Origin of the sequence: Micromonospora sp. NBC_01638 (assembly GCF_045209745.1) — a bacterium.
Classification (GTDB): domain Bacteria; phylum Actinomycetota; class Actinomycetes; order Mycobacteriales; family Micromonosporaceae; genus Micromonospora.
In genome coordinates this window covers 3,004,935-3,017,740 of sequence record NZ_CP109273.1, presented here as the reverse complement: position 1 = coordinate 3,017,740, position 12,806 = coordinate 3,004,935, and the positions used below count along the sequence as shown (strand labels likewise).

The 12,806-nt window shown below is 71.2% G+C and carries 17 protein-coding genes; 5 read left to right on the top strand and 12 right to left on the bottom strand.

The window, feature by feature from the left end:
- The first annotated feature begins 94 nt into the window (after positions 1-94).
- Together OG811_RS14345 and OG811_RS14340 are read left to right on the top strand one after the other, a co-directional pair.
- Complete coding sequence (locus OG811_RS14345; RefSeq protein ID WP_406074817.1) at positions 95-523, top strand: Fur family transcriptional regulator; 429 nt, start codon at positions 95-97, stop codon at positions 521-523.
- A 59-nt stretch (positions 524-582) separates the two neighbouring features.
- On the top strand, positions 583-1,446 hold the full coding sequence (locus tag OG811_RS14340) for an oxygenase MpaB family protein (protein ID WP_406074815.1): 864 nt from the start codon (positions 583-585) through the stop codon (positions 1,444-1,446).
- A gap of 23 nt (positions 1,447-1,469) precedes the next feature.
- Here the strand turns inward: OG811_RS14340 and OG811_RS14335 are convergent, their stop codons facing one another.
- From OG811_RS14335 to OG811_RS14285, 11 genes are all read right to left on the bottom strand, one after another.
- The gene (locus OG811_RS14335) at positions 1,470-2,390 is read right to left on the bottom strand and encodes a RecB family exonuclease (RefSeq protein WP_406074813.1); all 921 of its coding nucleotides are present in this window, start codon (positions 2,388-2,390) and stop codon (positions 1,470-1,472) included.
- Positions 2,391-2,436: 46 nt separating this feature from the next.
- Complete coding sequence (locus OG811_RS14330) at positions 2,437-3,051, bottom strand: MarC family protein (RefSeq protein WP_406074811.1); 615 nt, start codon at positions 3,049-3,051, stop codon at positions 2,437-2,439.
- 40 nt (positions 3,052-3,091) lie between these two features.
- A complete protein-coding gene (locus OG811_RS14325; RefSeq protein ID WP_406074810.1) occupies positions 3,092-3,964 on the bottom strand; it encodes a PHP domain-containing protein in 873 nt (290 codons plus the stop codon).
- Positions 3,965-4,026: 62 nt separating this feature from the next.
- Positions 4,027-5,286, bottom strand: coding sequence for a hypothetical protein (locus OG811_RS14320; RefSeq protein ID WP_406074809.1), 1,260 nt, complete (start codon positions 5,284-5,286; stop codon positions 4,027-4,029).
- Entirely contained in the window at positions 5,283-6,041 is a 759-nt protein-coding gene (locus tag OG811_RS14315) for a SigE family RNA polymerase sigma factor (RefSeq protein ID WP_406074807.1), read from the bottom strand. Before OG811_RS14315 ends, OG811_RS14320 begins: the two co-directional genes overlap by 4 nt.
- 103 nt (positions 6,042-6,144) lie before the next feature.
- Entirely contained in the window at positions 6,145-7,020 is an 876-nt protein-coding gene (locus OG811_RS14310; protein WP_406074806.1) for a PH domain-containing protein, read from the bottom strand.
- 6 nt (positions 7,021-7,026) lie between these two features.
- Positions 7,027-7,185 carry a hypothetical protein gene (locus OG811_RS14305; RefSeq protein ID WP_007455302.1) on the bottom strand — a complete coding sequence of 53 codons (159 nt, stop codon included), beginning with the start codon at positions 7,183-7,185 and terminating at the stop codon, positions 7,027-7,029.
- A 116-nt stretch (positions 7,186-7,301) separates the two neighbouring features.
- A complete protein-coding gene (locus OG811_RS14300) occupies positions 7,302-7,979 on the bottom strand; it encodes a DUF6758 family protein (protein WP_406074804.1) in 678 nt (225 codons plus the stop codon).
- Positions 7,980-8,059: 80 nt separating this feature from the next.
- A complete protein-coding gene (locus tag OG811_RS14295; RefSeq protein ID WP_406075725.1) occupies positions 8,060-8,683 on the bottom strand; it encodes a TrmH family RNA methyltransferase in 624 nt (207 codons plus the stop codon).
- A 52-nt stretch (positions 8,684-8,735) separates the two neighbouring features.
- Positions 8,736-9,272, bottom strand: coding sequence for a hypothetical protein (locus OG811_RS14290; RefSeq protein WP_406074803.1), 537 nt, complete (start codon positions 9,270-9,272; stop codon positions 8,736-8,738).
- Between the two features lie 94 nt (positions 9,273-9,366).
- Positions 9,367-9,882: a MaoC family dehydratase gene (locus tag OG811_RS14285; protein ID WP_406074801.1), complete on the bottom strand. Its 516-nt coding sequence runs from the start codon at positions 9,880-9,882 to the stop codon at positions 9,367-9,369.
- A gap of 546 nt (positions 9,883-10,428) precedes the next feature.
- On the opposite strand from OG811_RS14285, the gene trxA reads away from it, so the two are divergent.
- The 3 genes from trxA (at position 10,429) to OG811_RS14270 (ending at position 12,360) form a co-directional block, all read left to right on the top strand.
- Positions 10,429-10,791, top strand: a complete 363-nt coding sequence (gene trxA, locus OG811_RS14280) for a thioredoxin (protein WP_272615271.1) — start codon at positions 10,429-10,431, stop codon at positions 10,789-10,791.
- Positions 10,792-10,945: 154 nt separating this feature from the next.
- Positions 10,946-11,386: a hypothetical protein gene (locus OG811_RS14275; protein WP_406074799.1), complete on the top strand. Its 441-nt coding sequence runs from the start codon at positions 10,946-10,948 to the stop codon at positions 11,384-11,386.
- The gene (locus OG811_RS14270) at positions 11,383-12,360 is read left to right on the top strand and encodes an MFS transporter permease (protein WP_406074798.1); all 978 of its coding nucleotides are present in this window, start codon (positions 11,383-11,385) and stop codon (positions 12,358-12,360) included. The genes OG811_RS14275 and OG811_RS14270 overlap by 4 nt, the downstream gene beginning before the upstream one ends.
- Here OG811_RS14270 and OG811_RS14265 read toward each other — a convergent pair.
- Positions 12,324-12,743 carry a thiol-disulfide oxidoreductase DCC family protein gene (locus OG811_RS14265; protein ID WP_406074796.1) on the bottom strand — a complete coding sequence of 140 codons (420 nt, stop codon included), beginning with the start codon at positions 12,741-12,743 and terminating at the stop codon, positions 12,324-12,326. The genes OG811_RS14270 and OG811_RS14265 overlap by 37 nt on opposite strands.
- Between the last annotated feature and the right edge of the window lie 63 nt (positions 12,744-12,806).

Here is a 12,806-nt window from a genome sequence, read left to right as displayed (position 1 = left end):
GCCCGGCCCTGCTCCTGATCTTCTGGGCTGTGTCGGCGGCCACCCGGGCCGGGCGACGGTTGTCGATGCCGGCCGGGCGTGCTGTCATTGGCAAATGTCCGGTACCGAGGAGCTGCTGCGATCGAAGGGCCTGCGTGTCACGCGGCCACGCCTCGCGGTGCTCGATGTGCTGGCCGGCGGCGGCCACCTGGAGGTCGACGAGATCACCCGGCGGGTCCGCGAACGCCTCAACTCGGTCTCCACCCAGGCGGTCTACGACGTGCTGGGTGCGCTGTCCCGGGCCGGGCTGTCCCGGCGGATCGAGCCGGCCGGCGGTCCTGCCCGCTACGAGGCACGCGTGGGCGACAACCACCACCATGTGGTCTGCCGGGGCTGCGGCGAGATCGCCGACATCGACTGCGCGGTGGGCAGCGCCCCGTGCCTGGAGCCGAACGTCGCGCACGGGTTCGAGGTGGACGAGGCGGAGGTGACCTTCTGGGGCCTCTGCCCGAGCTGCCGGGCCCGCCGCTTCGCCGACGTCTGAGCGGCGCACCGGCGGTACGTGGCCGACGCGGTCGGCCACGGCCGTGGCACTCTTGGGCGGTGGACTCCGATGACCTCGGCCTCTTCGGTCCGGGTTCGGTTACGTGGAAGGTGCACGAGGAGCCGATCCTGATCGTCGCTGGCCTGCGCTCGCTCTACCTCCAGGCGTTGCACCCCCGGGCGATGGCCGGGGTCGCGCAGAACAGCAACTACCGCACCGATGCCTGGGGCCGTCTGGTCCGCACCGGCACCTACGTGGGGACCACCGTCTACGGGACGACCGCCGAGGCGGAGGCGGCGGGCGCCCGGCTGCGCCGGTTGCACGCCCGGCTGCGGGCCACCGACCCGCTCACCGGCGAGGAGTTCCGAATCGACGACCCGGACCTGCTGCGGTGGGTGCACGTCACCGAGGTCGAGTCGTTCCTCAGCACCGCCCGGCGTGCCGGGCTGCCGCTCAGCGACGACGAGGTGGACGGCTACTACACCGAGCAGCGCCGCTCCGCCGCCCTGGTCGGCCTGGATCCGGCCACCGTCCCGGGCACCGCGGCAGAGGTCACGGACTACTACCGCGCCGTACGGCCGCAGTTGCGGATGACCCGGGAGGCCGCCGAGACGGCGCTCTTCCTCACCGCCCCGCCGCTGCCGTGGAAGCTCAGCCTGCCGGCCCGGTTGGGGCTCACCCTCGGCCCGCCGCGCTGGGCGTACCTGGGGATCGCGGGCACCGCGCTCGCACTGCTGCCGGCTTGGGCACGCCGGATGTACGGCGGGCTCGGTCTGCCTACCACCGCACTGTCGGCGGACCTGACCGTGCGCGCACTGCGGCTCGCGTTCACTGCCGTCCCCCGTCGCTATCTGGAGGGGCCGTTGCTGCAGGCCGCCAAGGAGCGGGCCGCGCGCCATGCCGCCACTCCGCTGGCCGGCTGACCTGCCCCTTACGTCTCAGGGGGTCAACCGGCGGCGGGACGGTCCATGGCCGCCCACGGCTCCTTGCCCGGCACCTGCGCGCCGGCCGGGCAGTGCCGTCGGAAGTCGCACCAGCCACAACGCGAGCTGGGAGCCACCGGGAACGCCTCGTCCGCGTCGGCGCCGTCCGCGACGGCCCGTTCGGCGGCCATGATGTCGCGGGCCGTCTCCTCCGCGCGGGTCAACTGCCGGGCCAGCGACTCGACGGTGTGGTCGTGGCCGGCGACCGTGCCGGTCGGCAGGTGGTGCAGTTCCACCCGGCGGCACGGTCGGCGGAACACCCGCTCGGCCGCGTACGCGTAGAGCGCCAACGCCTGCGAGCCCCGGGCGTCGTCCGTGTCCAGCCCGGTGCGACCGGTCTTGTAGTCGACGATGACCAGCTCCGGCCCCTCCGCCCCGGGCCGCGAGTCGATCCGGTCGGCACGGCCGTTGAACGCCAGCACGGCGGTCTTGACCGCCACCACCCGCTCCACGCCGAGCGGGTCGGTATCCGGCTCCAGCGTCTCGACGTACGCCTCCAACCAACCCAGCGCCCGCCGGTAGGCGGCCCGCTCCTGCTCGTCGTCGCGGTAGCCCTCGCGGACCCAGGTGCCCTTGAGCAGGGTGGCCAAGGCTTCGGGGCGGCGCCGGTCAGCGGGCAGCGCATACCAGTTTTTGAGGGCGGTGTGCACGCTGGCGCCGAGCGAGTTGTGCGCCCACGGCGGGCCCTTGGGCGGGGCCGGCCGGTCGACGTAGGAGTAACGGTAGCGGCGTGGGCAGTCCGCGTACGCGCCGAGCTTGCTCGGTGTGCACACGAACAGCCGCTCCGGCATGCCGTCGAAGCCGAGCTGCTCGGCGCCGCCGGCGCGCTGTTTCGGGGCCCGGCCGCCGGCGGCGGGTCGGCCCGCTGAGGAGGATCGTCGCACGCCTGCGATCCTGCCATCCACCTCCGACACAATGGGTGTGCCGGGGTCAGGTCATGTTCACGTACTGCGTGACGAAGGCGAACACCGCGTCGGCGATGAGCTGCACGGCGATCGCGGCCAACAGCAGGCCGGCGATCCGGGTCAGCACCTCGATCCCGCCGGGACGCAGGATCTTCACAATGCCGCCGGAGAAGCGCAGCACGATCCAGACCGCGAGCATCACGGCGAGGATCGCCACGGCGATCGCGGTGAAGTCACCCAGCCCGTCGGCCTGCTGGACGAAGAGCATGGTGGCCACGATGGCACCCGGGCCGGCCAGCAGCGGGGTGCCCAGCGGCACCAGCGCGATGTTCGAGGTGGCTTCCGAGCTCGGGCCGTCGGTCTTACCGGTCAGCAGCTCCAGGGCGACGAGCACGAGCAGCAGCCCACCGGCAGCCTGCAACGCCGGCAGGTCCACGTGCAGGTAGGCCAGCAGGGTCTGCCCCGCCACCGCGAAGACCACGATCACGCCCAACGCCAGCGTGACGGCCTGCCAGGCCGCCCGATTGCGGTCGCGGGCGGGCAGCGGGCCGGTCAACGCCAGGAAGATCGGCATCATGCCCGGCGGGTCAGTGATCACCAGCAGGGTCACAAAAACCTCGCCGAACAGCTTCAGATCCACGTGATCAACCTAGCCGCGCCGCCAAACGCCGAAACTGGGATCAGCCGGAAGCGACCTCGGTCACCCCCTCGGCGACGATCCGCTCGTACGCGTCGACGCTGGTGCCGAACGCTCCGAGCTGGACGGTCTTGTGGGTGCCGTGGAAATCCGACGAGCCGGTGACGAGCAGGCCCAGCTTGGCGGCGAGCGCCCGCACGTGCTCCCGCTCGGCCGGGCTGTGGTCCTCGTGGTCGGCCTCGAGCCCGGCCAGCCCGGCGGCGGCCAGCTCGGCGATCAGCTCGTCGGGCACCACCCGGCCGCGTCGGGTGGCCCGGGGATGGGCGAAGACCGGCACGCCGCCGGCCGACCGGACCAGCCGGATCGCCCGGAACACGTCGATGTCGTCCTTGGGCAGCCGGTACCGCTCGCCCAGCCAGTCCGGGCCGAACGCCTCCCGAGTGCTGGCGACCAGGCCGGCCCGGATCAGCGCCTGCGCGATGTGCGGGCGGCCCACGGTGCCGCCGCCCGCACCGGCCAGGATGTCCGGCCAGCTCACGTCGACGCCGTCGGCCCGCAGCAGCGCGACGATCCGTTCGCCGCGTTCTTCCCGGGCGGCCCGCACCCGGGCCAGCTCGGCCACCAGTTCCGGGTGGCCAGGGTCGAACAGGTACGCCAGCAGGTGCAGCGGCACCCCTGGCTGCGCACCGGACCAGCGGCAGGACAACTCCGCACCCCGGATCAGGCGTAGTCCCGGCGGCAGCGCGCCCACGGCTGGTGCCCAGCCGGCGGTGGTGTCGTGGTCGGTGATCGCCAGCACGTCCAGCCCGGCCGTGGAAGCTGCCCGGACCAGCTCGGCCGGGGTCAGCGTGCCGTCGCTGGCCGTCGAGTGGGTGTGCAGGTCGATCCGCGGGACGGAGCCGGTACGCGAGGTCACCGTCCGACGCTACCGAGGAACCACCGAGCCCGGCTCACGGAGGTGACCCCGACCGCGTGGGGTCAGAAGTTGGCCACCAGGACCGGTCGGTCGCCGGCTGGCACGCCGGGCACCGGGACGGCGCTGGCCGGCTTCCCTGCCCACACCCGGCCGACATCGACCCGGACCAGCTTGCCGGCGTCGTCGAGGTACGAGGCGTGGGCCTCGTTGCTCCAGACGATCGCGCCGGTCATCGGCGGCCCGGCCGAAACGGCGGTCGTGCTCGGCCCGAGCCGCAACAGGTCGACCAGCAGTGCCCCGCCGACCGTGCCGACCGACCCGTTCACCAGCAGCCACCGCCCGTCGGCGGAGATCCCGCCGACTCCGTCCTGGCTCAGCTCCGGACCGCAGCCGGTGTGCACCGGGTTCAGGTGACGCGCCGGTTCGAGCACGGCCAGGCAGGTTCGGCCCGGGTCGGTCGTGGAGATCTGACCGACGAGCCGTCCGTCGGGCAGCCTCCCGTAGACATTGAGGGTCTTCTGGTCGACGGCCTCGGGCAACTGCCCGGCACCGGGCCGCCACAGGGTATGACCGGCGTTGGCCGGGTCGAGTCGGACCAGCACGCTGTCACCGACGAACCGGACAGGTTCCGCTGCTGCGGGTGCCGGGGTGCGCACCGCCCCGATGAGCTGGGTGCCGACCACGCCTGCCGTCAGTAGATCGCTGCCGTCGCGCCAGGCGACCTGGCGGCTGTCCGGTGCCAGGACGATCGGGCCCGCCCCAGCCAACAGCACCTGCACCAACCCGTCGTTCTGCACCACCCAGAGGGAGCGACCGGCGGCGGTCGGCGTGCTGACCACCAGCCAACCATCGCCGCTGGGCAGGAGCTGGGCGCGTTCGGCCGGCCCGACGTCGGGCAGCACCAGCCGCCGCCCGTCGGCGCTGACCAGGGTCTCGCTCACGAGCATGTCAGCGGACGTTCCGGGTGAGAGGTCGGGACCAGGAACGCTGGTCGGGATCGGCCGGCTGGACGGGTCCGGGTCACCGATCACCACGATGGCTGACCCGCCCCGCCCGGTCTCGGTGCCGAGCTGGGCCATGCCGGCGCTGAGCAGCACGGTGGCGACCGCCGCAAGGGCGACGCCTGCCGCGGTGCGCCGACGCCAGATCCGGTTCGCGCGGCGGATGGCCTGGCCCGCCGGGTCGGCGCCCATCGGGCGGGCAAGGACGACCTGGCGCGAGAGGGTGTCCCGCACCGCACCTTCCAGCTCCTCAGGCCGCACCTGGTATGAACGCCGCGGGCCGTCCGTCAGGTTGTCGGGCCGGCCTGGGAATCCGCTCACTGCTGCTCCCCGGAGCGCGTGCCGACGGGCACGGCCGCCGGGGCGGGGGGCAGCACGACCTGCGGGCCGATCGGACGCGGCGCGGCTGGGCGGGGCGTGGCCGGGCGTGGCACGGGTCGGCCAGCCGTCTGCCGGGGTCGCAGCGTCGCGGCAGCACCGGTGGCCGGGACCTGTCCGCTCGGGGCACCCGAGCCCCGTGGCCGGGCGACACCGGCTGCGGCCGGCTGGTTGGCAGTGCCGACTGCGGCCGCCAGGTCCGGTGCGTCGGCGCCCATTCGGCGGCGCAGCGTGGCCAGCGCTCGGGACGCCTGGCTCTTCACCGTGCCCGGTGAGATGTCCAGCATCGCGGCGGTCTGCGCCTCCGACATGTCCTCGTAGTAGCGCAGCACCAAAACCGCCCGTTGCCGGACGGGCAACTCCCTGAGATGCCGCCAGAGCAGGTCACGGTCAAGCTGCTGCGCGATCTCGTCGACACCGGCCCGCTCGGGCAGCACCTCGGTCGGGCGTTCACCGTGCCAGCGCCGCCGCCACCAACTCGTCGACGTGTTGACCATTACCCGCCGGGCGTACGGCTCGACCGCCTCGATGCCACCGAGTCGCTTCCACGCGAGGTAGGTCTTGGTCAGCGCCGTCTGGAGCAGATCCTCGGCCGTGGCCCAGTCCCCGGTGAGCAGGTAAGCAGTGCGTAGGAGCGCGGCCGAGCGGGCAGCGACGAACTCGCGGAACTGCTCCTCCAACGAGTCCCTGCTCGCCACCGCCCACCTCCACACCCCAGTCGTCCTGGCAGAGTGCCATGTCAGAGACGTTCCGGTCCATGACGAAAGGTGCGCACTTGCTCCGATGTTCGGTCGAAAACCTTCACGCGCCGTCGTCGGCCTTGGCCTCGTCGGCCTCCTTGCCGAGCCGGGCCTCGACCGCCTGCGGCTCGTACATTTCCTCAACCACGCGCAGGTAGAGCTCGTTGGGGTTGGGCAGGTTCTTGATCTCGCGGAGCGCCTGCTCCTGGCCAGCGGACTCCAGCACGAAGGTGCCGTAGTTGAGCGCTCGGCCGGTCGGTGTCTGCTCGTACTTCATGTCGGTGACCCGGACCAGCGGCATCATGGCGACCCGGCGGGTGATGAGGCCGGCGACCACCATGACCCGCTTGTTGGTCAGGATGAACCGGTCATACCACCAGTCTGCGATCCGCCAGGCCACCCAGCCCATCACGGCAAACCAGAGCAGCACGGCGATGGTGGTCAGCGCGCCCACGTTCTGACCGGCAAGGAAGCCGGAGAGGTAGCCGAGCACGAAGGTCGCCGCGATGCCGATCAACAGCGGGGTGCTGAGGTGGATCCAGTGCCGCTTCCACTCACCCCGGTAGCGCTCGGTGGGGAAGAGGTAGCGGGCAACCAACGAGCTGGGCTCGTCTTCCAGTGGCAGCACCCGCCGAGGGGTCGCGCCGGTCGCGTCGGCACGCAACCCGGCCAGCTCGTCCTCGGAGATCTGCGGCGGCTGGTAGCCGGACTCCGGATCGCGGATCCACGCCCGATCGGAGCGACCCTGACCGGCATAGCCGGGCCCGTCGCCATAGCCGACGTCGTCCGAAAGGGACGGACCATCGGACAGGCTGGGCCCGGCCCCGTAGCCCGGGCCGTCATCAGGCCCGATCCGCGGGATCGGCTCGGTGTCGCGCTCGCGGCGCTCCCGGTCGGGGTCGTCCGGGTCAAAGGGTGGACCGGAGGGGCTGCCCATCGGCGGCTAGGCGACGAGACTGGTGAAGAAGTCGCCGAACCCCTGGGCGATGTCCATGATCCCGCCGCCGAGCGACTTGAACACATCTGCCGCAGAGTTTGGTCGGTAGGCGACGAAGAAGATCAAGAATGCGATTCCGGCCCAGGTGAGGACCTTCTTGACCATGGCGGGCCATCCTCTCGCGCGGCGCCGGGTCCCATTACCGCAGCGGCACCCAGAGTATCAGTGTGGTGTCGTACAGTGAATATCTGCGTCCGTTCTCCGTCAATCCGGATGGGTTGTCAAGCCCTGCCGGGTAAGAACGGGGATGGTGCGCCGTACACGAGCTCGGGCGGAGTCCACTCGGTCAGGTCGTGTAGCACGACGTCTTCCGCGAGCAGGTGACCCGCACTCGCCGGCCAGGCTATCGCATGGAGCCACATTCCCCGAGCCTCGCCTGCGTACGCGCTTCGATCCGTCGGAGAATTCACCAACCACAGTGGAGTGGGGTGTCCGCTGACCCTGATCCTGGCCTGCCCCACGTGGTCGGGGTGACCCGGCCCCGGATCGGTCAGCGCGTCGGCCAGTTCCGGCCCCGGGTCCGGACCGGCCAGTCCGGCGAGCCGGGTGCCCAGGCCGACGCCCGGCTCCTCGGCCACGAAGACCAGGTCGGCCGGACCACCGCCGAGGGGCGCCGGGCCCGCGATAGCCACCGCGGTCGCCCGCACTCCGGTCCGTTCGTCCCCGGCGTACGCCACCCCGGTGAGGGTCCAGCCGGGCGGCAGCGGCCACGGGCACCACAGCGGCGTCACCGGCGGATCCCCGGTCGCGGTGATCCGCTCCACCACGCTCGCCACAATGTCCGCTCCGATATGCTCCGGCACGTGCAGAGGCGGCACCGGGCCGCAGCGCAGACACCTCGAGTCGGTGTGCATCAGATCCGGCGCCCGTACCGGGCCCCCGCATCTCGGACAACTCACCGCGACACTCACATCCCCACCGTCACCCCAGACCGCCGGCACGTCAAGCCGGAACGTCCGATTCGGCACCCGGGCGCGGGTCAGTCCGGCGGCACGCCGGCGTGAGCACGGATCCAGGCGTGCATGGCGATGCCACTGGCCACGCCCGCGTTGATCGACCTCGTCGAGCCGTACTGCGCAATGGAGTACAGCTGGTCGCACGCGGCGCGGGCCGGCGCGGAGAGTCCGGGTCCCTCCTGGCCGAACAGCAGCACGCAGTGCCGAGGGAGGGCTCCGGTCTCCAGCGGACGCGAACCGGGGAGGTTGTCGATGCCGAACACCGGCAGCCGCCGCTCGGCCGCCCAGGCGACGAACTCCTCGATCGTCTCGTGGTGCCGCACGTGCTGGTAGCGATCGGTCACCATCGCGCCGCGCCGGTTCCAGCGTCGCCGTCCGACGATGTGCACCTCGGCGGCGTTGAACGCGTTGGCGTTTCGGACCACCGTGCCGATGTTGAAGTCGTGCTGCCAGTTCTCGATCGCGACGTGGAAGCCGTGCCGGTGCCGGTCCAGGTCGGCGACGATCGCCTCGTGCCGCCAGTAGCGGTAGCGATCGACGACATTGCGCCGGTCCCCCTCCGCCAGCAACTGCGGGTCGAAACGCGGGTCGTCCGGTGGGTCCCCCTGCCAGGGGCCCACGCCCACCTCAAGCTGGTCGTCGGTCACGGTCATCAGAGGGTACGGACCGCGCCGGCGTTCGACGCGACGGCCTGCCGGATCAGCCCAACCCGAGCGCGGCACCGAGCCGGTCCAGGAAACGCCGGTCCGCCGGGCTGGCCGGTTGGTCCAGCCGGCGTTCGCCGGGGCCGGGGGTCGCGCGGCAGACCCGGGCCGCGACCGACTGCACCCACTGGCGGTACGCGGCCGAGTCGGCGGGGTCGGCGCGCCGCCGGAGGACCCGGCTCGCCACCCGACAGGCGGCCAGCACGTCCACTAGATCGGTGAGCTGCTCGGCGGGCTGCGGGGTGCCGTCGTGACGGGCATAGATCGCGGCGACCACCGCGCGGACCAGATCGCTGTCGAAGGCTCGGCCTGCGGCCACGGCCTCCAGGCCGGCCAGACCCGCCGTGACCCCCCGTTCCGTGCGGCCAGGGCCGGGAGCTGCGGCGGCCACGAGGACCCGACCGGGCAGGCTGGTGAGCAGGTCCCACTCGGCGACGGAGTAGACAGCGGTGGTCAAGGGTGCGGCTCGGCGGCCGGCAGAGGGCGGCTCTCCGGCAACGGAGTGGCTCATCGGAACCTCCGGCGCCAGCATATGCCCCGAAAACGGGAACAGGGCCTCTTCCCCCACAGAACCCGCGGTGGGGGAAGAGGCCCAGAGTCCGACGGCGGTCGATCCGCCGCGATGCTCAGCGCGGCTCGGGAAAGCTGGGCCGCTCCGGATCCACTCCATCGGGGACGGCGCTGGTCGCATACTCCCGCTTGGGGACCATGACCTTGCGCCGGAAGACGCAGACCATCGTGCCGTCCTGGTTGTAGCCGCGGGTCTCCACCGACACCACGCCCCGGTCGGGCTTGGAACCGGACTCACGCTTGTCCAGCACCGTGGTCTCGCCGTAGATGGTGTCGCCGTGGAAGGTTGGCGCGACGTGCCGCAGCGACTCGACCTCCAGGTTGGCGATCGCCTTCCCACTCACATCGGGCACCGACATGCCGAGCAGCAGCGAGTAGATGTAGTTGCCGACCACGACGTTGCGCTTGAACTGGCTGGCCGTCGCGGCGTAGTGCGCGTCCATGTGCAGCGGGTGGTGGTTCATGGTGAGCAGGCAGAAGAGGTGGTCGTCGTACTCGGTGACGGTCTTGCCCGGCCAGTGCCGGTAGACCGCGCCGACCTCGAACTCCTCGTAGTAGCGGCCGAACTGCATCCTGGTCCCTTCGACGGACGGCGATGGAGTTCGGCACAGCATGCCTTACCGGTGGTTAAGGCGATCGGCAGGGCGCGACGGCGGCGGAAATGTCACACCGGTCACTCGAACGGGGGGAGACGCAATGAGCGGCGGGGCCCTCCCCGGCACCCGCCGCCCACGCTCTGATGCCGAGAATTCTGCCCTACGCCAGCGTAGGTTCAACAGAGACCGCGGTCACATTTATCTTTTTGTAACACTACTCTCCGTGATGGCGTGGAGGTTGATCAGCGATCTCTGCAGGCCGGATACGTCCTTGTCAAGGGTCAAGTTACCGATTCGTAGCGTTCAATCGGGTAGATCTCCTTGGAAACGCTCCCATCACCGCAGGTCACGCAAGTGCGTCATGCATTTGCGTTCCGCAGGTCGGAATTAACAGACGTAGATCGATGGCCCCCGGCACCCCCTGGCAGCCCTGGCACGTTTCGTGCCCCACCGTCCGGGAATTCGATACGGTCAGCCCTGGTTCTACGGGACGTAGACAAACCGCGGTGATCGGAGAGTGAAATGGCAACCGTTGAGCTGACCTCGACGAACTTCGACGAGGTGACCGGCAACGACGGCATCGTCCTGGTCGACTTCTGGGCCGAGTGGTGTGGTCCGTGCAAGCGGTTCGCCCCGGTCTACGAGCGCTCCTCGGAGAAGCACCAGAACATCGTCTTCGGCAAGGTCGACACTGAGGCTCAGCAGGAGCTGGGCGCCAAGTTCGACATCCGATCCATCCCGACGATCATGGCGATCCGCGACGGCGTCATCGTCTTCGCCCAGCCGGGCGCCCTCCCCGAGTCCGCCCTGGAGAACCTGATCGAGCAGGTCGAGGCGCTGGACATGGACGACGTCCGCAAGCAGCTGGCCGAGCACAACCACTGAGCCGCCCCCACGACGGCACGCGAGGCCGGGCCCGGTACGGGCCCGGCCTTCGTCGTACCCCCGCAAGCGCATGCATGATCACCTGCCTGGGCAGGTCGAATTGACCGTCGGAGGGACCCGACGCAGTCGGTAATTCCCGTATCGTCACGACCCGATGGAAAATCTGACCACCCGCGGGCGCGTGACCCGGCTGGGCGCGACCGCAATCGGCCTCGTCCTGCTGCTCGTCGGCACCTTCTGGGGCAGCGACGACGACTTCCCGTTCGGCCCGTTCCGGATGTACTCCACCTCCAATCCGCCGAACGCACCCGCCCCCGACACCCGTGTCGAGGGGGTGAACAGTTCCGGGGCCGTGATCGACCTGAACCAGGAGGCGACCGGCATCCGCCGCGCCGAGATCGAGGGCCAGCAGGCCCGGTACGCCGCCGACCCGACGCTGCTCACCGAGATCGCCGACGCGTACGCCGAACGCCACCCGGCCGCCGCCGCGCTGGTCGAGGTCCGCATCGTCATCCGCTGGCACGGCATCCGCGCCGGCCGACCGACCGGCCAACACACCGATGAGACCGTCGTCCGCTGGCAGGCATCCCGATGAGCCGCTGGCTGACCGAGGCCGTGCCCCGGGGCCGGGTGGCCGCGTTCCGGACCCTGATCTACCTCTTCGTCGCCGCCGACCTGGTGATCTTCACGCCGTGGGTACGCACCCGGGTCACCGTGCCCGGCGACCTGTACCAGCCGCTGCTGATCGGCCGCCTGCTCTCACTGCCGACGCCGACGCCGGCCCTGGTGGCGGTGATCTTCTGGTCGTTGCTGCTGCTCGCGCTCCTCGCCGCGACCGGACGGGCACCCCGCCTGCTCGGTTGGGTGGTCTGCGCGCTGTACCTGGAGTGGATGATCATCGCGATGAGCTACGGGAAGGTCGACCACGACCGGTTCGGGCTGCTCATCGCACTGGCCGTGCTACCCACCGCGGGTCGGGCCCGGCACGGCGACACCACCCGCACCGAGGCCGGTGGCTGGGCTCTGCGAGTCACCCAGATAGCGGTGATCTGCACGTATTTCCTCGCCGCCTGGGCCAAGCTGCGGTTCGGCGGTCTGGACTGGCTGACCGGCTCGGTCCTGGCTCGCGCGATCATCCGGCGCGGCACGGACCTGGCAGACCTGATCGCCCAGGTGCCGTACCTGCTGATCGTCGCCCAGTTCGGCATCGTGGCCTTCGAGTTGCTGAGCCCGGTGGTCTTCCTGCTGCCGGCCCGCTGGCGACTCGCCATGGTCGGCTTCTTCTACTCGTTCCACGCGGTCACCATCGCGACCATCACGATCTCGTTCGCGCCGCACCTGGCCGCGATGACCAGCTTCCTTCCGCTGGAGCGGGTCCGCCCGCTGGTCTGGGCCCGCCGGCTCGTCGGCCGCGAAACTCCCGGGTCGGTGACGGACGCCCCGGCTCCGGACCCGGCGGCCGTCGGCACGCAGCCGGCGTTACCCGACCAGGCCGCGGTGGGAGCCGGTGCGCAACCAAGGCCACTCGGCGATCAGGCCCCCGTGGTCGGGCGACCGGCCGGACCGTAGAGCCGTTCCCGGGCCTCCTGCGGCAGGGAGCAGGCCGCCGTGCCGCCCGGCAGTCGGTGCCGGTTGCGCGCCACCCAGCGGTACGCCGGCCAGGCCGCGGCGCGTACCGGCGGAAACCGCAGGCCGGCACCGGCGACCCGCCAGAGCGGACCGCTCGCGGCGAGCAGCTTCGCGATGGCGTCCGGACCGGCGGCGCGCGAGCCGTCCGCGCCGACCCACTGCACGGCCTCCTCGCACTCGACGGCCGTGAGCCCGAGCGCGTCCAGGTCGGCGAACTGCCAGGGCACCACCCGAGCGGCGGTGGGGATGCGGCGTGCGATGAACTCCGCGCAGCGCGTGCAGAACGCGCAGTCCCCGTCGTAGACGAAGGTCGACGTCTCCATGGTGTCCATCCTCCCCTCTCCGACCACCGCAACGACCACCGGTGTACGGCGGGTCACTTGCAT